The 20,176-nt window shown below is 60.6% G+C and carries 19 protein-coding genes; 9 read left to right on the top strand and 10 right to left on the bottom strand.

The genetic code is table 11. From position 1 onward, the window contains the following. Window positions 1-33 precede the first annotated feature (33 nt). From glpD to GIV35_RS13430, 8 genes are all read left to right on the top strand, one after another. Window positions 34-1,572 (top strand): glycerol-3-phosphate dehydrogenase, encoded by a 1,539-nt coding sequence (gene glpD, locus GIV35_RS13465; RefSeq protein WP_105225905.1) that lies wholly within the window; start codon window positions 34-36, stop codon window positions 1,570-1,572. Window positions 1,573-1,934: 362 nt separating this feature from the next. Continuing rightward, entirely contained in the window at window positions 1,935-2,861 is a 927-nt protein-coding gene (locus tag GIV35_RS13460) for a glutamate/aspartate ABC transporter substrate-binding protein (protein WP_003188957.1), read from the top strand. Window positions 2,862-3,055: 194 nt separating this feature from the next. Then, window positions 3,056-3,802 carry an amino acid ABC transporter permease gene (locus GIV35_RS13455; RefSeq protein ID WP_003188956.1) on the top strand — a complete coding sequence of 249 codons (747 nt, stop codon included), beginning with the start codon at window positions 3,056-3,058 and terminating at the stop codon, window positions 3,800-3,802. Further along, entirely contained in the window at window positions 3,802-4,473 is a 672-nt protein-coding gene (locus GIV35_RS13450) for an amino acid ABC transporter permease (RefSeq protein ID WP_003188954.1), read from the top strand. Before GIV35_RS13455 ends, GIV35_RS13450 begins: the two co-directional genes overlap by 1 nt. Beyond that, window positions 4,470-5,204 (top strand): amino acid ABC transporter ATP-binding protein, encoded by a 735-nt coding sequence (locus tag GIV35_RS13445; protein WP_003188952.1) that lies wholly within the window; start codon window positions 4,470-4,472, stop codon window positions 5,202-5,204. Before GIV35_RS13450 ends, GIV35_RS13445 begins: the two co-directional genes overlap by 4 nt. A gap of 172 nt (window positions 5,205-5,376) precedes the next feature. Next, a complete protein-coding gene (locus GIV35_RS13440; RefSeq protein WP_198716676.1) occupies window positions 5,377-7,278 on the top strand; it encodes a sensor histidine kinase in 1,902 nt (633 codons plus the stop codon). Then, window positions 7,275-8,612, top strand: coding sequence for a sigma-54-dependent transcriptional regulator (locus GIV35_RS13435; RefSeq protein WP_105225903.1), 1,338 nt, complete (start codon window positions 7,275-7,277; stop codon window positions 8,610-8,612). Before GIV35_RS13440 ends, GIV35_RS13435 begins: the two co-directional genes overlap by 4 nt. Beyond that, entirely contained in the window at window positions 8,612-8,950 is a 339-nt protein-coding gene (locus GIV35_RS13430; RefSeq protein WP_014717129.1) for a GlpM family protein, read from the top strand. The genes GIV35_RS13435 and GIV35_RS13430 overlap by 1 nt, the downstream gene beginning before the upstream one ends. A gap of 111 nt (window positions 8,951-9,061) precedes the next feature. Here the strand turns inward: GIV35_RS13430 and GIV35_RS13425 are convergent, their stop codons facing one another. The 6 genes from GIV35_RS13425 to GIV35_RS13400 all read right to left on the bottom strand — a co-directional run bounded on the left by GIV35_RS13425 (window position 9,062) and on the right by GIV35_RS13400 (window position 16,425). Then, entirely contained in the window at window positions 9,062-10,459 is a 1,398-nt protein-coding gene (locus GIV35_RS13425) for a sigma-54-dependent transcriptional regulator (protein WP_034126458.1), read from the bottom strand. Then, window positions 10,449-12,227, bottom strand: a complete 1,779-nt coding sequence (locus GIV35_RS13420; RefSeq protein WP_198716674.1) for a sensor histidine kinase — start codon at window positions 12,225-12,227, stop codon at window positions 10,449-10,451. Before GIV35_RS13420 ends, GIV35_RS13425 begins: the two co-directional genes overlap by 11 nt. Beyond that, window positions 12,227-13,351: a GNAT family N-acetyltransferase gene (locus GIV35_RS13415; RefSeq protein WP_105225901.1), complete on the bottom strand. Its 1,125-nt coding sequence runs from the start codon at window positions 13,349-13,351 to the stop codon at window positions 12,227-12,229. The genes GIV35_RS13420 and GIV35_RS13415 overlap by 1 nt, the downstream gene beginning before the upstream one ends. A 92-nt stretch (window positions 13,352-13,443) precedes the next feature. After that, window positions 13,444-14,337, bottom strand: coding sequence for an alpha/beta hydrolase (locus GIV35_RS13410; RefSeq protein WP_236264406.1), 894 nt, complete (start codon window positions 14,335-14,337; stop codon window positions 13,444-13,446). Beyond that, window positions 14,334-15,728, bottom strand: a complete 1,395-nt coding sequence (locus tag GIV35_RS13405; RefSeq protein ID WP_105225899.1) for an aspartate aminotransferase family protein — start codon at window positions 15,726-15,728, stop codon at window positions 14,334-14,336. The genes GIV35_RS13410 and GIV35_RS13405 overlap by 4 nt, the downstream gene beginning before the upstream one ends. Then, window positions 15,721-16,425: an MtnX-like HAD-IB family phosphatase gene (locus GIV35_RS13400; protein WP_200648441.1), complete on the bottom strand. Its 705-nt coding sequence runs from the start codon at window positions 16,423-16,425 to the stop codon at window positions 15,721-15,723. Before GIV35_RS13400 ends, GIV35_RS13405 begins: the two co-directional genes overlap by 8 nt. Window positions 16,426-16,666: 241 nt before the next feature. Here GIV35_RS13400 and GIV35_RS13395 point away from each other — a divergent pair, with 241 nt between their 5' ends. Further along, the gene (locus GIV35_RS13395; protein WP_020301179.1) at window positions 16,667-17,437 is read left to right on the top strand and encodes a MipA/OmpV family protein; all 771 of its coding nucleotides are present in this window, start codon (window positions 16,667-16,669) and stop codon (window positions 17,435-17,437) included. A gap of 134 nt (window positions 17,438-17,571) precedes the next feature. On the opposite strand, the gene GIV35_RS13390 is transcribed toward GIV35_RS13395, so the two are convergent. The 4 genes from GIV35_RS13390 to GIV35_RS13375 form a co-directional block, all read right to left on the bottom strand. Further along, entirely contained in the window at window positions 17,572-17,976 is a 405-nt protein-coding gene (locus GIV35_RS13390) for an EamA family transporter (RefSeq protein WP_014717122.1), read from the bottom strand. Then, window positions 17,973-18,353, bottom strand: coding sequence for an EamA family transporter (locus tag GIV35_RS13385; RefSeq protein ID WP_003188930.1), 381 nt, complete (start codon window positions 18,351-18,353; stop codon window positions 17,973-17,975). The genes GIV35_RS13390 and GIV35_RS13385 overlap by 4 nt, the downstream gene beginning before the upstream one ends. Beyond that, window positions 18,350-19,270, bottom strand: coding sequence for an arginase (locus GIV35_RS13380; protein WP_236304266.1), 921 nt, complete (start codon window positions 19,268-19,270; stop codon window positions 18,350-18,352). The genes GIV35_RS13385 and GIV35_RS13380 overlap by 4 nt, the downstream gene beginning before the upstream one ends. 227 nt (window positions 19,271-19,497) lie before the next feature. Beyond that, entirely contained in the window at window positions 19,498-20,151 is a 654-nt protein-coding gene (locus GIV35_RS13375; protein ID WP_034126450.1) for a DsbA family oxidoreductase, read from the bottom strand. Window positions 20,152-20,176 lie beyond the last annotated feature (25 nt).

Below are 20,176 nucleotides of genomic sequence, written 5' to 3'. Positions count from 1 at the left end.
AATTCAAAGACGAAAAGATCGCGAGGCCAGCCGATGAACCCTTCCACCTTGCCTGCTCCACCGCTTGCCGAAGTCTATGACGTTGCCGTAATTGGTGGCGGGATCAATGGCGTCGGGATTGCAGCAGACGCAGCCGGTCGCGGTTTGTCGGTATTCCTTTGCGAAAAGGATGACTTGGCCAGCCACACCTCATCGGCCAGCAGCAAGCTGATCCACGGTGGACTGCGTTACCTGGAGCATTACGAATTCCGTCTGGTGCGTGAAGCATTGGCCGAACGCGAAGTACTGCTGGCCAAGGCACCGCACATCGTCAAGCAAATGCGCTTCGTACTGCCGCACCGCCCGCACCTGCGCCCGGCCTGGATGATTCGCGCTGGTCTGTTCCTTTATGACCACTTGGGCAAGCGCGAAAAGCTCGCGGGTTCCAAAAGCCTCAAGTTCGGTGCCGACAGCCCGCTGAAAAGCGAAATCACCAAAGGCTTTGAATACTCCGACTGCTGGGTCGACGACGCCCGCCTGGTGGTACTTAACGCCATGGCTGCCCGCGAGAAAGGCGCGCACATCCACACCCAGACCCGTTGCGTCAGCGCCAAGCGCAGCAACGGCATGTGGGAAATGAACATGGAACGTGCCGACGGCAGCCTGTTCTCGATCCGCGCCCGCGCCCTGGTGAATGCCGCCGGCCCATGGGTGGCCAAATTCATCCGGGACGACCTGAAGCTGGATTCACCGTACGGCATTCGTCTGATCCAGGGCAGCCACCTGATCGTGCCGAGACTGTACGAGGGTGCTCACGCGCATATTCTGCAAAACGAAGACCAACGCATCGTCTTCACCATTCCGTACCTGAACCACCTGACCATCATCGGCACCACCGACCGCGAATACACCGGCGATCCGGCAAAAGTCGCGATTACCGAAGGTGAAACCGACTACATGCTCAAGGTGGTCAACGCGCACTTCAAGAAACAGCTGAGCCGCGACGATATTGTTCACACCTACTCCGGCGTGCGCCCACTGTGCAATGACGAGTCGGACAACCCGTCGGCCATTACGCGTGACTACACCCTGTCGCTGTCCGGCGGCACCGGCGAAGCACCGATCCTGTCGGTGTTCGGTGGCAAGCTGACCACCTATCGCAAACTGGCCGAGTCGGCCATGGCCCAACTGGCGCCGTACTTCACCCAGATGCGCCCAAGCTGGACTGCCACAGCCAGCCTGCCCGGTGGCGAACACATGACTACCCCAGAAGCCCTGGCCGATGCCATCCGCGCCAAGTTCGACTGGGTACCGAGCGAGATCGCCCGTCGCTGGTCCACCACCTACGGCAGCCGCACCTGGCGCCTGCTGGAGGGCGTGCAATCGCTCGCCGATCTGGGTGACCACTTGGGTGGCGGCCTCTATACCCGCGAAGTCGACTACCTGTGCGCCGAAGAGTGGGTGACACAACCACAGGACGTGTTGTGGCGCCGTACCAAGCTTGGCCTGTTCACCACGCCGCAAGAGCAGGAAAACCTGCAACGCTACTTGTCCAAGGTCGAGCAGAACCGCAGCAAGATCGAAGCCGCCTGACCGCCCCAGTGTAGGAGCGAGCTTGCTCGCGAAAAACCCGAGAGCGCCGCGTTTATTCAGCATAAACGCGGCGTTTTTTCGTTTTTCGCGAGCAAGCTCGCTCCTACGGACTATTCGGTTTTCCGAACACTCCCCTCTGCCCTATTCGGTTTGCCGGACTACCGACCGAAAATACTGCCGACACAAAAAGTTAATTTTCATATAAATCATGAAGTTATCCTTTTATTTTCGGTATGGCACGACTCATGCTCTACACTCTTCAACGATTGCCTGAGGCGCCTTAGGAGCCGTCACGGGCAGTCGCTGTACAAGAGAGCCGTTCAGCTGGCTTCATAAAAAAAACAAATGTCGAGGAAGTATTGATGCGCATCGTTCCCCATATCCTGGGCGCAGCTATCGCTGCTGCTCTGATCAGCACTCCAGTTTTTGCCGCCGAACTCACCGGCACACTGAAGAAAATCAACGACTCCGGCACCATCACTCTCGCTCACCGCGACAGCTCCATTCCGTTTTCCTACATCGCGGATGGCTCGGGCAAACCCGTGGGCTACTCCCACGACATCCAGTTGGCCGTTGTCGAGCAACTGAAAAAAGACCTGAACAAACCCGACCTCAAAGCCAAGTACAACCTGGTGACCTCGCAAACCCGTATCCCGTTGATCCAGAACGGCACCGCGGATCTGGAGTGCGGCTCCACCACCAACAACACCGAACGCGCCCAGCAAGTTGATTTCACCGTCAACATCTTCGAAATCGGCACCCGCCTGCTGGTCAAGAAAGACAAGGAAGGCAAGCCGTCCTACGCTGACTTTGCCGACCTGAAAGGCAAAAACGTCGTGACCACCGCCGGCACCACGTCCGAGCGCATCATCAAGGCGATGAACGCCGACAAGCAGATGGGCATGAACGTTATCTCCGCCAAAGACCACGGCGAATCCTTCCAGATGCTCGAAAGCGGCCGCGCCGTTGCATTCATGATGGACGACGCCCTGCTGGCCGGTGAAGAAGCCAAGGCCAAGAAGCCGGACGACTGGGTCATTACCGGTACTCCGCAGTCCTTTGAAGCCTACGCTTGCATGGTTCGCAAAGGCGACCCGGACTTCAAGAAAGCCGTGGATGACGCCATTGTCGCCCTGTACAAGTCCGGCGAGATCAACAAGATCTACGCCAAATGGTTCGAAAGCCCGATCCCACCGAAAGGCCTGAACCTTAACTTCCCGATGAGCGACAAGGTCAAGGAGCTGATCGCTAACCCTAGCGACAAACCAGCGCCAGAAGTAAAAATCTGATACCTGACTAAGCTTATGTCCTGAGGGAGCCAACCCTCCCTCAGGCGTCTGTAATTACCTGCTGGTTTTAACTTGGAACACTCGACCTGGCGGTTTTCGAGCCGATCGTGTGTGCCTGGCGTTCAACGTCAGGCGGGAACGGATCTTCCCCAAGCGGGTGCTTGTACATCGATCGATCTCGAGGGGAGACCCTAATGAATTACAACTGGGACTGGGGCGTGTTCTTCAAGTCCACCGGCGTGGGCAGCGAGACTTATCTCGACTGGTACCTCTCCGGGCTGGGCTGGACCATCGCCATCGCTATCGTGGCATGGATTATCGCCTTGCTGCTGGGCTCCATTCTGGGGGTCATGCGCACTGTGCCAAACCGCCTCGTATCGGGCATCGCGACCTGCTACGTGGAACTGTTTCGTAACGTGCCGCTGCTGGTTCAGCTGTTCATCTGGTACTTCCTGGTACCGGACATGCTGCCGCAGAACCTGCAGGACTGGTACAAACAAGACCTGAACCCGACCACCTCGGCCTACCTGAGCGTCGTGGTGTGCCTTGGCCTGTTCACCGCCGCCCGTGTGTGCGAGCAAGTGCGTACCGGTATCCAGGCGCTGCCACGCGGCCAGGAATCCGCGGCGCGCGCCATGGGCTTCAAGCTGCCGCAGATCTACTGGAACGTGCTACTGCCCCAGGCTTACCGCATCATCATTCCGCCGCTTACCTCGGAATTCCTCAACGTGTTCAAGAACTCCTCCGTGGCGTCCTTGATCGGCTTGATGGAACTGCTGGCGCAAACCAAACAGACCGCCGAGTTCTCGGCCAACCTGTTTGAAGCCTTCACCCTGGCCACGCTGATCTACTTCACCCTGAACATGAGCCTGATGCTGCTGATGCGCGTGGTCGAGAAGAAAGTCGCGGTGCCCGGCCTGATCTCCGTGGGGGGCAAATAATGGACTTCGATTTCAGCGGCATCATCCCCGCCATTCCAGGCCTGTGGAACGGCATGGTCATGACCTTGAAGCTGATGGTCATGGGTGTGGTCGGCGGCATCATCATCGGGACCATTCTGGCCCTGATGCGCTTGTCGTCCAACAAACTGCTGTCCCGCGTGGCCGGCGCCTATGTGAACTACTTCCGCTCGATCCCCTTGCTGCTGGTGATCACCTGGTTCTACCTGGCGGTGCCGTTCGTACTGCGCTGGATCACCGGCGAAGATACGCCGATCGGTGCGTTCACCTCCTGCGTCGTGGCATTCATGATGTTCGAGGCCGCGTACTTCTGCGAAATCGTACGAGCCGGCGTGCAGTCGATTCCCAAGGGCCAGATGGCGGCAGCACAAGCCATGGGCATGACCTACGGCCAGACCATGCGCCTGATCATCCTGCCCCAGGCGTTCCGCAAGATGACGCCGTTGCTGCTGCAACAGTCGATCATCCTGTTCCAGGACACCTCCCTGGTCTACACCGTGGGCCTGGTGGACTTCCTCAACTCCGCCCGCTCCAACGGCGACATCATCGGCCGCTCCAATGAGTTCCTGATCTTCGCCGGTGTCGTCTACTTCATCATCAGCTTTTCCGCCTCGCTGCTGGTCAAGCGTCTGCAAAAAAGGTTTGCCGTATGATCTCTATCAAGAACATCAACAAGTGGTATGGCGACTTCCAGGTGCTGACCGATTGCAGCACCGAGGTTAAAAAAGGCGAAGTGATCGTGGTGTGCGGGCCATCCGGCTCGGGCAAGTCCACCCTGATCAAGTGCGTCAACGCACTGGAACCGTTCCAGAAGGGCGACATCGTGGTCGACGGCACCTCCATCGCCGACCCGAAGACCAACCTGCCAAAACTGCGCTCGCGCGTAGGCATGGTGTTCCAGCACTTCGAGCTGTTTCCGCACCTGACCATCACCGAAAACCTGACCATCGCGCAGATCAAGGTACTGGGCCGCAGCAAGGAAGAAGCCACCAAGAAGGGCCTGCAACTGCTCGACCGCGTGGGCTTGTCGGCACACGCCCACAAGCACCCTGGCCAGCTCTCCGGCGGCCAGCAACAACGTGTGGCGATTGCCCGCGCCCTGGCCATGGACCCGATCGTCATGCTGTTCGACGAACCGACCTCGGCGCTGGACCCGGAAATGGTCAACGAAGTGCTCGACGTGATGGTGCAACTGGCCCACGAAGGCATGACCATGATGTGCGTGACCCACGAAATGGGCTTTGCGCGCAAAGTGGCCGACCGCGTTATCTTCATGGACGCCGGCAAGATCATCGAAGATTGCCCTAAAGAAGAGTTCTTCGGCGACATCAGCGCACGCTCCGAACGCGCGCAGCACTTCCTCGAGAAAATCCTGCAGCACTAAAAGCAACACCGTTCGTCCTGTAGGAGCCGGGCTTGTGTGGGAGCTGGCTTGCCTGCGATGGCATCGCCTCGGTGCAACTGTTACACCGAGGCGCCTGCATCGCGGGCAAGCCCGGCTCCCACACAAGCCCGCTCTTACACTGGCAAGCGGTAGCTGACCCAAGGCATCTGTGATGAAATGCGACCCCAATCAATATCGCGCCGCGCCGCCATCACTTGCCGTGAAGCCTCGTCTGATACGCCAACTGTTCCTGCCGCCGTTGATCATCGCCCTGATGGTCGGCCTGGGTTATATCGGCTTCTGGGTCAGTGACTACTACGGCATCCGCACCCTCAGCGACAATGGCGAACGCCAGTTGGAGCTGCACGCCCGCACCGTCGAAAGCGAACTGAGCAAGTACACCTACCTGCCCAGCCTGCTGGAACTGGAGTCCAGTGTTTCCCAACTGCTCGCCGACCCGAACCAGGAAACCCGCAAGACGGTCAACGACTACCTCGAAGGCCTGAACCGCCGCAGTCGCAGCCGCGCCATCTATGTGATGGACACTACCGGCCGCGTGCTGGCCACCAGTAACTGGCGCGATGCCGACAGTTACCAAGGTGAGGACCTGTCCTTTCGCGCCTATTTCCAGAACGCCGTACGCGGCCAGCCCGGTCGTTTCTACGGCATCGGCAGCACCAACGGCGAACCCGGTTATTACCTGGCCCATGGCCTGGAAGAGCACGGCAAGATCATCGGCGTCGCCGTGGTCAAGGTGCGCCTCGAAGCCCTTGAAGAGCGCTGGCAACGTGCGCGCCTCGAAGCTTTCGTGAGCGATGAGAACGGCATCATTATTCTTTCCAGCGACCCGGCGCGTCGCCTCAAGGCTGTACGCCCGCTGAGCGATGACACCAAGGACCGCCTGGCCCACAGCCTGCAATATTACTGGGCGACGCTCAATGAACTGCAACCCCTGGCCCGTGAGCGCCTGAACGAAGGCACCGAGAAACTGACCTTCCCGGCCAACACCGAAGTGGTCAATGACCAGTACGCCGTCAGCTACCTGGCTCAGACCCGCCCGCTCAACGACACGCCCTGGAACTTCACCCTGCTCACGCCGCTCAACGACCTGCGCCGCGCTGCGATCAACCAGGGCATCCTGGTGGCCGTCGCCTTTGGCCTGGTCGCCTTCCTGCTGATCGCCTGGAACGAACGGCGCAAGGTCATCGCCACCCGCCTCGCCGCACGGGAAGCCTTGCAGGAAGCCAACAGCCAGCTTGAGCGTCGGATTGCCGAACGCACCGCCGACCTGCGCGCCAGTAACGAACGGCTCAAGGGCCAGATTCGCGAACGACGCCAGGCCGAAGAAACCCTGCGCCGCGCCCAGGACGAACTGGTGCAGGCTGGAAAACTTGCGGCCATTGGCCAGATGTCCACCAGCATCGCCCACGAACTGAACCAGCCGCTGGCAGCGCTGCGCACGCTGTCGGGCAACACCGTACGCTTCCTTGAGCGCGGCGCCCTGGACACTGCCAGCACCAACCTCAAGACCATCAACGAACTGATCGACCGCATGGGCCGCATCACCGCCAGCCTGCGCTCCTTTGCCCGGCGCGGTGACGACCAGGGCGAAGCCAGCCTCGGCAAGGCCGTGGACGCCGCGTTCCAGGTGCTCGGCGCGCGCCTGGACAGCTTGCCGTTGACCGTGCACCGTGACTTTGCCAACGCCCAATTGCAGATCGACCAGACCCGCCTGGAGCAGATCCTGGTCAACCTGATCGGTAACGCGCTCGATGCGATGCAAGCCCAAGCGGTGCCACAACTATGGCTGGAAGGCCAGAGCGGCGATGGCAAATACCGCCTGTTGGTGCGTGATAATGGCCACGGCATCGACCCCGAGGCGCGCAAGCATTTGTTCGAACCCTTTTTTACCACCAAGCCCGGCGAACAAGGCCTGGGCCTGGGCCTGACCCTTTCCGCAAGCCTCGCGGCCGCCACCGGCGGTAGCCTTGCCGTGGAACATCCGGCCAATGGTGGTACCGCCTTTGTCCTGAACCTGCCATTGGTGGGCGCTCAACGAGCTGAGTCGACATGAATACACAAGCCCAAGACCTTACCGTCCTGATCGTCGAAGACGACCCCCATGTACTGCTCGGTTGCCAGCAAGCACTGGCGCTCGAAGACATCACCAGCGTCGGCGTGGGCAGCGCCGAAGAAGCGCTCAAGCGCATCGGAGAAAACTTTGCCGGCATCGTCATCAGCGATATCCGCCTGCCGGGCATCGATGGCCTGGAACTGCTGACCCGCCTCAAGGCCCTGGATAAAAGCCTGCCGGTGGTGTTGATCACCGGGCATGGCGATATCTCCATGGCGGTGGGCGCCATGCGTAACGGCGCCTACGACTTCATGGAGAAACCCTTCTCGCCCGAACGCCTGGTGGACGTGGCACGCCGCGCCCTGGAACAACGCGGGCTGGCGCGGGAAGTCTGGTCGCTACGCCGGCAACTGGCCGAACGCGACTCGCTGGAAGGCCGCATCATCGGCCGCTCGCCGGCCATGCAAAACCTGCGCGAACTGATTGCCAATGTCGCCGATACCTCGGCCAACGTGCTGATCGAAGGCGAGACCGGCACTGGCAAGGAACTGGTCGCGCGCTGCCTGCATGATTTCAGCCGACGCCATACCCACCAGTTCGTCGCGCTCAACTGCGGTGGCCTGCCGGAGAACCTGTTCGAAAGCGAGATTTTCGGCCACGAGGCCAACGCCTTCACCGGCGCCGGCAAACGTCGCATCGGCAAGATCGAGCATGCCCATCAAGGCACGCTGTTCCTCGATGAAGTAGAGAGCATGCCGATCAACCTGCAGATCAAATTGCTGCGGGTGCTGCAAGAACGTACGTTGGAACGCCTGGGTTCGAACCAGAGCGTGGCAGTGGATTGCCGGGTAATCGCTGCCACCAAGTCCGACCTCGACGAGTTGAGCCGCGCCAGCCAGTTCCGCAGCGACCTGTACTACCGCCTCAACGTCGTCACCCTGGAACTGCCGCCTTTGCGCGAGCGGCGCGAAGACATCCTGCAACTGTTCGAACACTTCCTGCAGCAATCGTCGCTACGCTTCGACAGGGCGGTGCCGGAGCTGGACAACCAGACCCTGTCCAACCTGATGAGCCACGACTGGCCAGGCAATGTGCGTGAGCTGCGCAACGTCGCCGAACGTTTCGCCCTCGGCCTGCCCGCCTTCAAGAAAAGCGGCGCCGGCAGCGGCAACCAAGGGGTTGCCTTTACCGAGGCGGTGGAAGCCTTTGAACGCAACCTGCTCAACGATGCCCTGCAGCGCAGCGGCGGGAACCTGACCCAGGCCAGCCAGGAACTGGGGATGGCCAAGACCACCCTGTTCGACAAGGTCAAGAAATACGGATTGAGTCACTGATGGATCTGTTCCTGAAGGCTGCACTTGGCGCCGCAGTGGTGCTGATCCTGGCGGCGCTGGCCAAGACCAGAAACTATTACATCGCAGGCTTGGTGCCGCTGTTTCCCACTTTTGCGCTGATCGCCCATTACATCGTCGGCAAAGGCCGAACGGTTGCGGACTTGAAGACCACGATCCTGTTCGGGATGTGGTCGATCATTCCGTACTTTGTGTATTTGGCGACGCTGTATGTGATGGTCGATCGGCTGCGGTTGGAGGCATCGCTGGCAGTCGCCGCCGTGGCCTGGTTGATGGCCGCGACGGTGTTGGTCAGCGTGTGGGTACGCCTGCACACCTGACACAACACGGTTAAACCGGTGGCAGCTGGCTTGCCTGCGATAGCGGTGTGTCAGGTAAACATCCGGCACAGACAGACCGCAATCGCAGGCAAGCCAGCTCCCACACTCAGATCAGCGCACGATCTTGTCGACCTGAATCCCCAGCTTCTTCAGGCGATACCAGAAGCTCCTCTCGGAAATCCCGATCCGCTGCGCCGCCGCGGCCTGCACCCCATTGCTCTCCTGCAGCGCCGCAAGAATATAGGCTTTCTCCACTTCGGCCAGCGCCGCATCCAGATCCCTCGGCACGCCTGGGCCGTCGCTGAGGATCGCGGTCACATCACCCTCGCTCGGTGTGGAGGCAAACAGATACCCCGGCAAATCAATATCCTCGATCACCGATGAAGCCGCCACGATGGTTGCGCGCTCCACGCAGTTTTGCAGCTCGCGGATATTGCCCGGCCAGTGATACGCCGCCATGGCCTGCAACGCCTCGGGGCTGAAACCGGTGATACGTTTGCCAGTGGTGGCGCTCAAAGTGTGGGCGAAGTGGCGCGCCAGGGGCGCGATGTCTTCCACGCGTTCGCGCAACGACGGCAACGGAATCGGAAAGACATTGAGGCGGTAATACAGGTCTTCGCGAAACTCCTTGGCCGCCACCGCATCCAGCAGGTTCTTGTTGGTGGCGGCAATTACTCGTACATCCACCTTGCGTTCGCGGGGGTCGCCTACCGGCTCGATAACCCGCTCCTGCAATGCGCGCAGAATCTTGGCCTGCAACGCCAAGGGCATATCACCGACTTCATCCAGAAACAGCGTGCCCTTGTCGGCCTGCATGAAACGCCCTACCCGGTCAGCCACGGCGCCGGTGAACGCGCCTTTGCGATGGCCAAACATCTCGCTTTCCAGCAAGCCTTCAGGGATGGCCGCGCAATTGACCGCCACGAAGGGTTGGTCGGCACGGCTGCCATGCTTGTGGATGGCGCGGGCGACCATTTCCTTGCCAGTGCCGCTTTCGCCGGTCAGCAGGATGGTGGCGTTGCTGTCGCGCACTGAGTCCACCGCCTGGAGCACCTGGCGAAACGCCGGGCTGTCGCCCACCAGGCTGTCGAACTGCGCATGCTCGTCCAACTCGGCGCGCATGCGCGCGTTGTCGCGCATGATGTCGCGAAATTGCAGGGCCTTGGCCACAGTGATGTCCAGCTCGTCGATGTCGAACGGCTTGGCAATATAGTCATAGGCACCGTTACGCATCGACTGCACGGCGTTTTTCACCGTGCTGTAGGCCGTCATCACGATCACCGGCAAGGTCGGATAACGCACCTTGATCTCGGCCAGCAACGCCGGCCCGTCCATGCCCGGCATGCGCCAGTCGCTGATGACCAGGTCGATGTCCTCCTCCCCCAGCACCTTGAGCGCATGCAGGCCATTGCCCGCGCTGAACACCTGGATGCCGTTCTGGCTCAAGGCCTGGGTCAGCAGATCACAGAGCTTGGGCTCATCGTCGACCACCAATACGTTATGCGTCATGCCCGTCCTCATCTTCACCGTCGTCTTCACCGTCAGCAGGAATGTACAGGCTGAAGGTCGCGCCGGCATCTTTCTCACTGGCGCATTCGATGCTGCCGTCGTGACTTTCCATGATCGAATAGACTTTGGCCAGGCCCAGCCCTGTGCCCGAGGCCTTGGTGGTGACGAATGGCGTGAAGATGCGCTCCACCATGTCCGCAGGGATGCCCTCGCCGGTATCGGCGATGCTGATCACGGTGTTGTCGCCCACGCTGCGAATGCCCAGGGTCAGGCGCCCGCCGTCGGGCATCGCGTCGATGGCGTTGAGAATCAGGTTGAGACAGGCCTGTTTGAGCTGCTTGGCATCGGCGTAGATCGTCGCGCCAGGCGCCTGGTCGTCGATCTGCGCGTCAATGCGATGGCTACTCAGCTCCGGGCCGCAGAAACCGAGAATTTCCTCTACCAGGGCGCGTGCCGGTTGTTGCACGCGTATCGGCGGGTTGGGCTTGGCGAAATCGAGGAATTCGGTAATCAGCTCGTTGATGCGGCTGACTTCGCTGATGACATATTCCAGGTGACGCTTGTCGGTTTCCGCCAGGTCAGCGCGCCGATGCAACAGTTGGGTGGCGGTCTTGATGATGCCCAGTGGGTTGCGAATTTCGTGAGCCAGGCCCATGGCGACTTCACCCAGGGCATGCAAGCGGTCACGCCGACGCAGTTGGGCTTCCAGATGATGCAACTCGCCCAGGCGTTCGGTCATGTGGTTGAAGGTGCTGCTCAATTGCGCCAGTTCGTCACCGCCACTGACCACCACACGGTGCGCATAACTGCCCGAGATCACCGCATCCACGCCTTGGGACAAATCGCGCAGGGGCTTGGTCAGGCGCCGCGACACCAACAACCCGGCCGCCAGCGACAGCGCCGAGCTGACCAGGAAGATCAGCACGAACAGATTGCTCTGGTTCACCAGCCCCACCAGGCTGGTATGGCGTAGCAGGCCGCTGAAGATCACGCCTTGCAACTCGCCGGCATCATTGAAAATCGGCCAATACAAACCGCTGTACTGGTTAGTGAACTGCTCGCTGGGCTGCTTGGTACTGCGCAGGTAGGTCTCGACATTCTTGGGGATGCGCGAGGGGTGATTGGCGAAGCGCTGGGTGGAAAATATTTCGGAAAAACCGGCAGGGTTGGCCAGGTACAAACGCAGGTCGAGGGAATGCACGTCGGCCACGCTGGTGAGGAAACTGCTGTCCAGGTAAGTGGCGACCAGCAACAGGTAATCAACGCCGTCACGGCTGGTTTCGAAAGTGGACACCACCAGGCCCGTGCTCACGCCGGCGACTTGCACGGTTTGCAGCACCGCGTTGCTGGTGAGGTTGATCTGCCTGACGATGTCATCGGCAGCCGTGCTGAACATCACTTTACGGTCGCTGGTGCGGATCAGCGCGACCACGTCGATATCGGTGGCATCGGCAATGTCGGCAGTGAGCCGGTCGTGCTTCTCGGCATTTTTGGACGACGGCGGGCTGGTATAGCGCAGGAACAGCTTGGCCATGCGCGCGTTGTCGTGAAGGATGTCGCCGATTTCGTCCTTGACGATCTTGGTCGACTCTTGCAGCCAGATACGCACGTTGCTGTCGAAAATCTGCGACAGCGTGGTGGCAGCCAGCTCAGCCGCGATCATGGTGGGAATCACGCTGACCAGCCAGAACGCCAGCACCAGCTTGCGCTGGACGCTCCAACGCGAGATGGCAAAGGGGCGGGCTTTCTGGCGGGTCTTGGTAATCATCAGGTTTCGCTTATCGCAGCAGCCATGGCAGGGTCGGAACGATCCGGTCGAATAAACAGTTTTACAAGCGTGAGCAGGCCGTTGACCAGCCGGTTGCGGTGGCGGAAGAACAGGCTGTTGCCCTCGAACTCGCAACCCAGGCGCAGTTTACTGGCATACCCGGCCTGGCCGCACTCGTACAGCGGAATATGGTGTTCAATACAATAGTCGACATTGGTCAACCAACTGCGGAAGTACAGGTTGTACTCGCGGCTGAACGCAAGGTCATGGCCAAAGAACTTGTCCACCAGCCGATGCTCATCCAACAGGATAAGGTTGAACGCCACCAGGCGCTCGTCCACCCAGTACAGAACACAGACCGCCCGCTCGTGCAGGTGTTCGAGCACGCCCGTGAAGTAACCGGCGGGCAGGCGTTCGAACTGCAAGTCTGCGCGCGCGAGCGTGGCTTCATACAGGCGCATGACCTCAGGCAGCACGTCATCGATATTACGCCGCCACTCGACCCTCGGCCCTGGTGCGCGCAGTTTGCGGCGCAGGTCCTTGCGCGTGGATTTGCCCAGCGAACCCAGGTAGGCATCCACCGAGCCATAAGGCAGCGGCAACACCCCCGTGGGCAAGCTGGGCATGCTTTGAAAACCTGCGGCAAGGCAGCTCTGGGCCCAATGCGGGTCGTTGGTGGGCGCATCCTTGACCGCCAGCAAGCCGATACCGAGCGCGTCGGCATCACACCGCGCAGCCGCCAGTAACTGCTGCAACAGCAACGGGCGCCGGGATTCGGGCACATGGCTGGCGACACCGGCATCACAGCGTTCAGCCACCGGCGAACCGATGGCGTACAACGCCAATTGCAAAACGCCAGGCCACAGCTGCTCCAGGCGCTCGGTCAAGCGCTTGCCGGCCCCCGACACCGTGGTGTCGAGGCGATAATGGGTGACGAACGCGGCAGCCACGGCCACCAGCGTTTGATCCTCGAAGACCGCGAGGTAACGCCACTGAAAGTCATCGATCGCGGCGTTTTCCACGGCCAGGTAATAGTCCCAATCCTCCAGGGCACCGGGAAAACAGTCGTTCCAGGCATCGCGCTGGATAGCCCGGATGGTCGGGAAGGCTTGGGTGGTTATCACAGATTGCCCTTATTTCTATGGCGAACGCCGGTTCAATGTGGGAGCTGGCTTGTCGGATCGCCGCACCGCTGCGATGCAGGCGCCTCGGTATGTCAGGCAGACCGCAGTGATGCCATCGCGGGCAAGCCCGCTCCCACATTGACCTGCGTTGAATTGAGAACTGTGTGCTGCTCGACAAACCTGGCACTCAACTCGATCACCCGCCGGTACTGCAAATCGACCGTGATCATGTGGTAGCAGTTGTCCAACAGGATCTTGGTCACCGGCCCGCCGAGGTGGCGCTCCACGTAATCGGCGTTCCAGCGGCTGGTGATGTCGTCCTCGATGGAGTGCAGCACCAGCGCCGGCACCTTGATCTGGGGCATGCGCTTCTTGACCACGGCGTTCATGCGGTGCAGCTCGCGCACGGTAATGCCTTCCATGGTCAGCAACCCCGCCTCGCTGCTCTCGCCTTCCTTCATCTGCCGCTCGACGATGGCCCGCAGGCGCTCGTTCTTGATGCCGTAGGGCGGCTTCTCTTCGAAGCTGCAAATGTGTACGCCGAATGGAATCTTCATCAGCAACGGCGTGAGGAACGCCAGCTTGTTGATGCTCCAACCGTCGTACTTCAAGGTGGTGGAATACATCAGCAACCCGGCAACTTGCCCAGGATGTTCGGACGCCACATACATCGACATCACCGCGCCCATCGACAAGCCACCGACAAACACCTGCCCGTGGCGTTGCTTGACCTGTACGAAGGTCTTGCGCACGCCTTCGTACCAGTCCTGCCAGCCAGTGGCCTGCAAGTCGCTGTTGTCGCCGCAGTGCCCCGCCAGTGTGGGCACATACACCGTGCAGTTGCCTGCCTTGGCCAGGCCCTTGGCGACCTGGCGCAATTCAGTCGGTGTGCCGGTCAGGCCGTGGATCAACAGGATCCCGACCGGACCATCACCGAGAACGAAACCGGCAGTACCTTCACCGAGGTCGATCCCTTGAGCATTCACCGCTTGGTCGCTCGCACCAGCAGTTGCTCGAGCAACTTCAGGCCCAGATCGATTTCCGGGTAGCTGATTTCCAGGGAAGGCGCCAGGGTGATCACGTTCTTGTAGTAACCGCCTACGTCGAGGATCAGCCCGAGTTTCTGGCCGTCTACCAGCATGTCGCCTTTCATGCCTTCTTCGACCATGTAGTCCAGGGTCGCCTTGTCCGGGGTGAAGCCATCCGGGCCGCAGATTTCGCAGCGCAGCGCCAGGCCCAGGCCGTCCACATCGCCGATGATCGGGAAGCGTTTTTGCAAGTCTTGCAGGCCTTCCAGGAAGTATTTGCCCTTGGCCATGACCATGGCGCCGTAGTCGACTTCGCTGGTCATCTTGAACATTTCCAGGCCGACGGCGGTGCCCAGCGGGTTGGAGGCGAAGGTGGAGTGAGTCGAACCTGGCGGAAACACCGTCGGGTTGATCAACTCTTCACGGGCCCAAATGCCGCCTAGTGGGTTGAGGCCGTTGGTCAGGGCCTTGCCGAACACGATCACGTCCGGCTGCACATCGAAGTGCTCGATCGACCAGAGTTTGCCGGTGCGGTAGAAGCCCATCTGGATTTCGTCGGACACCATCAAGATGCCGTGCTGGTCCAGGACGTGCTTGAGCTCGCGATAGAAATTCATTGGCGGGATCACGTAGCCGCCAGTGCCCTGGATCGGCTCGACGTAGAAGGCTGCGTATTCGCACTGGTTGGTCTTAGGGTCCCAGACGCCGTTGTATTCGGTCTCGAACAGGCGGGCGAACTGCTGCACGCAATGGCTGCCGTACTCTTCCTTGGTCATGCCCTTCGGGCCACGGAAGTGGTACGGGAAGGGAATGAAGTTGGCGCGTTCGCCAAAGTGGCCGTAGCGACGACGATAGCGGAAGCTGGAGGTGATCGACGAGGCGCCGAGGGTGCGGCCGTGGTAGCCGCCTTCGAAGGCGAACATCAGGCTTTTGCCGTTGCTGGCGTTGCGCACCACTTTCAGGGAGTCTTCGATCGACTGCGAACCGCCAACGTTGAAGTGCACACGGCCGTCGAGGCCGAACTTGTTCTTGGCATCGACCGCGATCATTTCCGACAGCTCGATCTTGCCTTTGTGCAGGTACTGGCTGGCGATTTGCGGCAGCGTGTCGATCTGCTTTTTCAGCGCGTTGTTCAGGCGCGGGTTGGCATAGCCGAAGTTGACGGCCGAGTACCACATTTGCAGGTCGAGGTAGGCCTGGTCTTCGGTGTCCCACACATAAGAGCCTTCGCAGCGGCTGAAAATACGCGGCGGCTCGATGTAGTGAACGGTGTCGCCATAGGAGCAGTACTTGGCTTCTTTATCCAGGAGAACCTGGTCTTCGGCGGTAGCGATACGGATATCAGACATGATGGAAGAGTTCCTGATTGTCAGAAGAGGTGTTGAAGGTGGTGGCGTTGGCGGCGATGCCTTGAGGCAGCTTGGCCAGCAACGCCGGCACTTGCGCAAAGGTGTCGAAGCGCGCATGAGGAATCTGGTGGGCGACGCAGTACTCGGCGAGGCTGCCCTTGGCGAACACGAAGTCGGCAGTGGAGGCCACGCACATGTCGGACTTGCCATCGCCGATCACCAGCACGCGCTTGTTGCGCGGCGTGGATTTGCACTTGCAGTTGCCGGCAGCGGCGCGACAGGCATCGCTGGCATACGGGAAGTCGATGCGCCAGCTGTCCTGGTCAACCTGGCGCAGGCGGTTGGCGAGGATCGGCAGCAGGGTCACGTAGTTGCGCGAAAGGATGCGGGCAATGCCCTGCTCGATGCCGTCGCTGACCACTTCGATGGAGGCACCCAGGCCCATGACGTGATCGACGAAATCCGGGAAGTCCGGGTCGATCTCGACACTGTCAAAGTACGCCAGCAGTTCAGCCGGGGTGGCCTTGATCAGCGCCAGTTGGCGGCTCAGGCATTCGCGTGAACCGATATGCCCATCCAGCCATTCCTGCTCAATGGTTTCCCACTCGGGGCCGGCGAAGCGTTGGAGGACGTTGTCGATGACATCCGTGGGAGTAATGGTCCCGTCGAAGTCACACACGATATGCCAGTTGATCATCTGCCTTTCCTTTAGGTAAAGGGCCTTGGAGGAGCGCGCTGTATGCGCTTGCCAAGGGATAGAGCAGGGACTGTGCCAACTGGCGAAAACCCCGCAGGGCTGGGGGTTAGGGCGAAATGCGCGGTGATAGTTGTCGCGGGAGCTACAATTTTTGTAGCTTGCTACAAACAACATGAGTGCTTGCGCAGGCGCGTCGGTTTGCGCGTTCATGCGCGCCTGCCCACCTTCAGGAAACGTCCCCATGTCCAAGCTCGCTGCTGCTGTATTCACCGGTTTACTTGGAGGGTGGGGCCTTTGCAGTGCCGCGTGGGCAGAAGGCATCACGGGCGACGTGGGCGCGGGCCTCAGCTATCAGCCCCACGACCCCAGCGCCAGCCGCTACGAAACCCGGCCTGTGCCTTATCTGGACCTGGATTGGGGCGACGTCAGCCTGAGCACCGATGACGGCCTCACCTGGAGCGCCCTGGATACCCACGGCCTTACCGCTGGCCCCTATATCAACTACCTGCCGGGGCGTACTTCCAACGGCGAATTGCAGGGCCTGCGCAACGTGTCGGACATGGCCGAGGTGGGCGGTTTCGTCCAATATGCCCCGGCCAATTTCTGGCGGGTCTACGCGCAATTGGGCCAGGCCGTGGGCGGCGGGCATTCCCAGAGCGGCGCCCTGGGTAAAATCGGCGGCGAACTGGGTTACCCCGTGGGTGGCGGGATTATCGGCAGCAATAGCCTGGTTGCGCATTTTGCCGATGCGCGCCAGACCAACACCTTCTTCGGCGTGGACAACAACGAAGCTGTCGCCTCGGGCTTGCGGCCCTATAACGCGAGCGGGGGCTTCCAGAACGTGACGCTGAGCCAAAGCTTCGCCTTTCCCCTTGCGCCCCATTGGTCGCTACTGACCAGCGCCAGCTGGGTACACCTGGTGGGGTCGGCGGCCAAGAGCAGCATCGTCAAGGAGGCTGGCCATGTGAATCAGGGCCAGGTGCAGACGGCGATCAGCTACACCTTCGACTGAATTACACGGGAGCAAAATTGTGGGAGCGGGCTTGCTCGCGAAAGCAGTGTGTCAGTCACCCGATACTTCACTGATCCACCGCATTCGCGAGCAAGCCCGCTCCCACATTGAGCCTGTGTTTCATAGCTCTATATTCAGTGTTCTTCGCCCTCAGCCAACAGCGCGATACCACCGATAATTACCACCACGCCCACCCAATGCAACACGCTGATGTGCTCCCCCAACCCCAGCCAAGAGCCCAGCAGCACCGCCACGAACACCAGCGAACTGAGCGGAAACGCCAGGGACAAACTGCTACGCCGCAGGATCAGCATCCACACAAAAAACGCACCCAGATAGCTGGCAATCGCCGCCAGAATCCCCGGGTTGCGCGCCACGTCCGCCAGCCATTGCCAACTGAAGTCCATCGGCCCCAATTGATCGCCGGCTACCTTGGTGAACAACTGCCCGGCGCTTTCGGTGGCGATCAGCAATGCCCATAGCACCAGGGTGCCAAGCCGCCCATGCAGCCAGCCGGTATTGATTGTTTGCGTTGTCATGCCTGGTTCCCCGCGATCGCTACCAACATCACACCTAAAGTAATCACCAGCGTGCCCAGCCAACGACGCCGACTGACGGTTTCCTTGAGCACCACCCTGCCTGCCAGTACCACCAGGCAATAGGCCAACGCCGCCAGCGGAAACAGCAGACTCAAGGGCGCACGGGACAGCGCTTCGAGCCACACAAAAAACTCAATCACGTAGGCGCCGACGCCGGCCCACAACAGCGGCGCATTGAACACCTGGCCCCAGAACGCACGCAGGCGAAAACCGCCATCGAGTTGCGGCAAACGGTCCACGCCCAATTTGAAACACAGCTGGCCAATCACATCGAGGACGATGGAAAACGCCAGTAACAGCACCACGGTCAGGGTCACGGGAACAGCTCCTCAAACAGGTCGATCAAGGCTTCATTGGTTGCCGCATTACGCTGCAAGTCTTGCGGGCTCCAGCGCTCCGGTGGCGGCTGGTCGGACTTGGCTTCCCAACGCTTGAACGCGTTGCTGAATGCCGGCGTAGCGAACTCACCGCAGACGTCGATGCCAATGATGCGTTTACCCGCCGCCAACGCCCGCAGGGCCTGGAGCAAATGGGTCAGGCGCATGCCGCCCTGGTCCCAGTTGGTGGCGGCGTCTTCACTGGCGAGCACATCTTTGTCGATGGTGATCCAGATCGCCTCGGTGGGCAGGCTGGCAATCATCTGGTCGAGGAAGGCGCCCCAATCCAGGTCCGCCAGGTTGCGCCAGTGCAGGTGGTTTTCCTGTTGCTGGTGGCCGGCGCCGTCCCCCACCCGGCCCCAGACCTTGGACGGCGGATGCTGCCAGGGAAACAGCTGCAAACGCCCGCGCTTGAGGGCGCCAAGGTTGCCGCCGCGCAGTTGCGGGTTATGCAGGTCATCGCTGCACGGGCCGAGGGTGACGATGCGTTGGATCGCTGGCATCTTCAGCGCCCGGTTGACCCACGAACCACAGTGCCGCTTGGGCGCAAAGCGCACCCAGTCTGGGTGGTTGTCAAAGTGAATCAGGCTGACGGGCTCTTTGAGGTCGGCCAAAAACGCCGGCGTAAGGTGGTGATAATCGCCGGAGCCGACAAACAGGATTTCCGGGCGCGCGTCACGGGGCCGTAGCCGTTGGGCCAGGCGCTCGACGAAACGTTTCCAGGTTTTTTCGGTGGACCACAAACGCAATTTCGGGCCCAGGTCCAGCAGGTCCAGGCGCGTGGCCCGACCGCTGGCCAACCGCTGGGCAATCGGTGCCTGGCCGGTGAGGCTGTGGTCAAGGTCAAGAATATTCAAGGTAAGTTTCACCCCTAATGGCAGTGCCCAACCGCAGGCCGGTTGGGCTTTAGGGGGGTAATGCAAGGGATGGGCCAGCGCTTGGATGAGCGCCACTTTTGCAAACAATGAGTATCAAGTGTGGGAGCTGGCTTGCCTGCGATAACGGCGTGTCAGCCAGCCCATTTGCAACTGACAGTCCGCTATCGCAGGCAAGCCAGCTCCCACATTTTGCTGCGTGCTCGGCCTCAGGATTTCGATTCGTTGATGATCTGGCGAATCGCGCCGACGAAGGCTTCCGCCGGTTGCCCACCGCTCACCGCATATTGGTCATTGAAAACAATGGTCGGCACCGAACTCACCCCACGAGAAACCCACAGCTGTTCCTGCTCGCGGACTTCGGCGGCGTATTCATCGCTGGCAAGAATCTCGGCGGCGCGCGCAATATCCAGCCCTACGCTCTCGGCGATGATCGCCAGGGTCGCGTGGTCGGAAGGGTCCTGGCCATCGCTGAAATACGCCTTGAACAGCGCTTCCTTGAGGTTGTATTGCAAACCTTCCAACCCGGCCCAATGCAACAGGCGGTGCGCGTCGAAAGTGTTGTAGATACGGCTCTGGCCGTCGGTGCGGAACGCAAAGCCCAATGCGGCGCCCATGTCGCGGATACGCGCACGATTAGCCTGGGACTCTTCAGCCGTGGAGCCGTATTTTTCAGTGATGTGCTCGACGATGTTCTGACCGATGGCGGGCATGTTCGGGTTCAGTTCGAACGGCTGGAAATGAATCTCGGCCTGCACTTCGCTGCCGAGCTGGTCGAGGGCTTCGGTCAGGCCGCGCAGGCCGATGATGCACCAGGGGCAGGATACGTCGCTGACGAAATCGATTTTCAGGGGAGTACTCATGGTGGGCAACCTCGCGTGCAGTCAT

The organism is Pseudomonas sp. PA-1-6B (assembly GCF_021609545.1).
GTDB lineage: Bacteria > Pseudomonadota > Gammaproteobacteria > Pseudomonadales > Pseudomonadaceae > Aquipseudomonas > Aquipseudomonas fluorescens_BV.
Note: the sequence above shows the minus strand (reverse complement) of the source record. Positions and strands in the feature narration are given on the sequence as shown.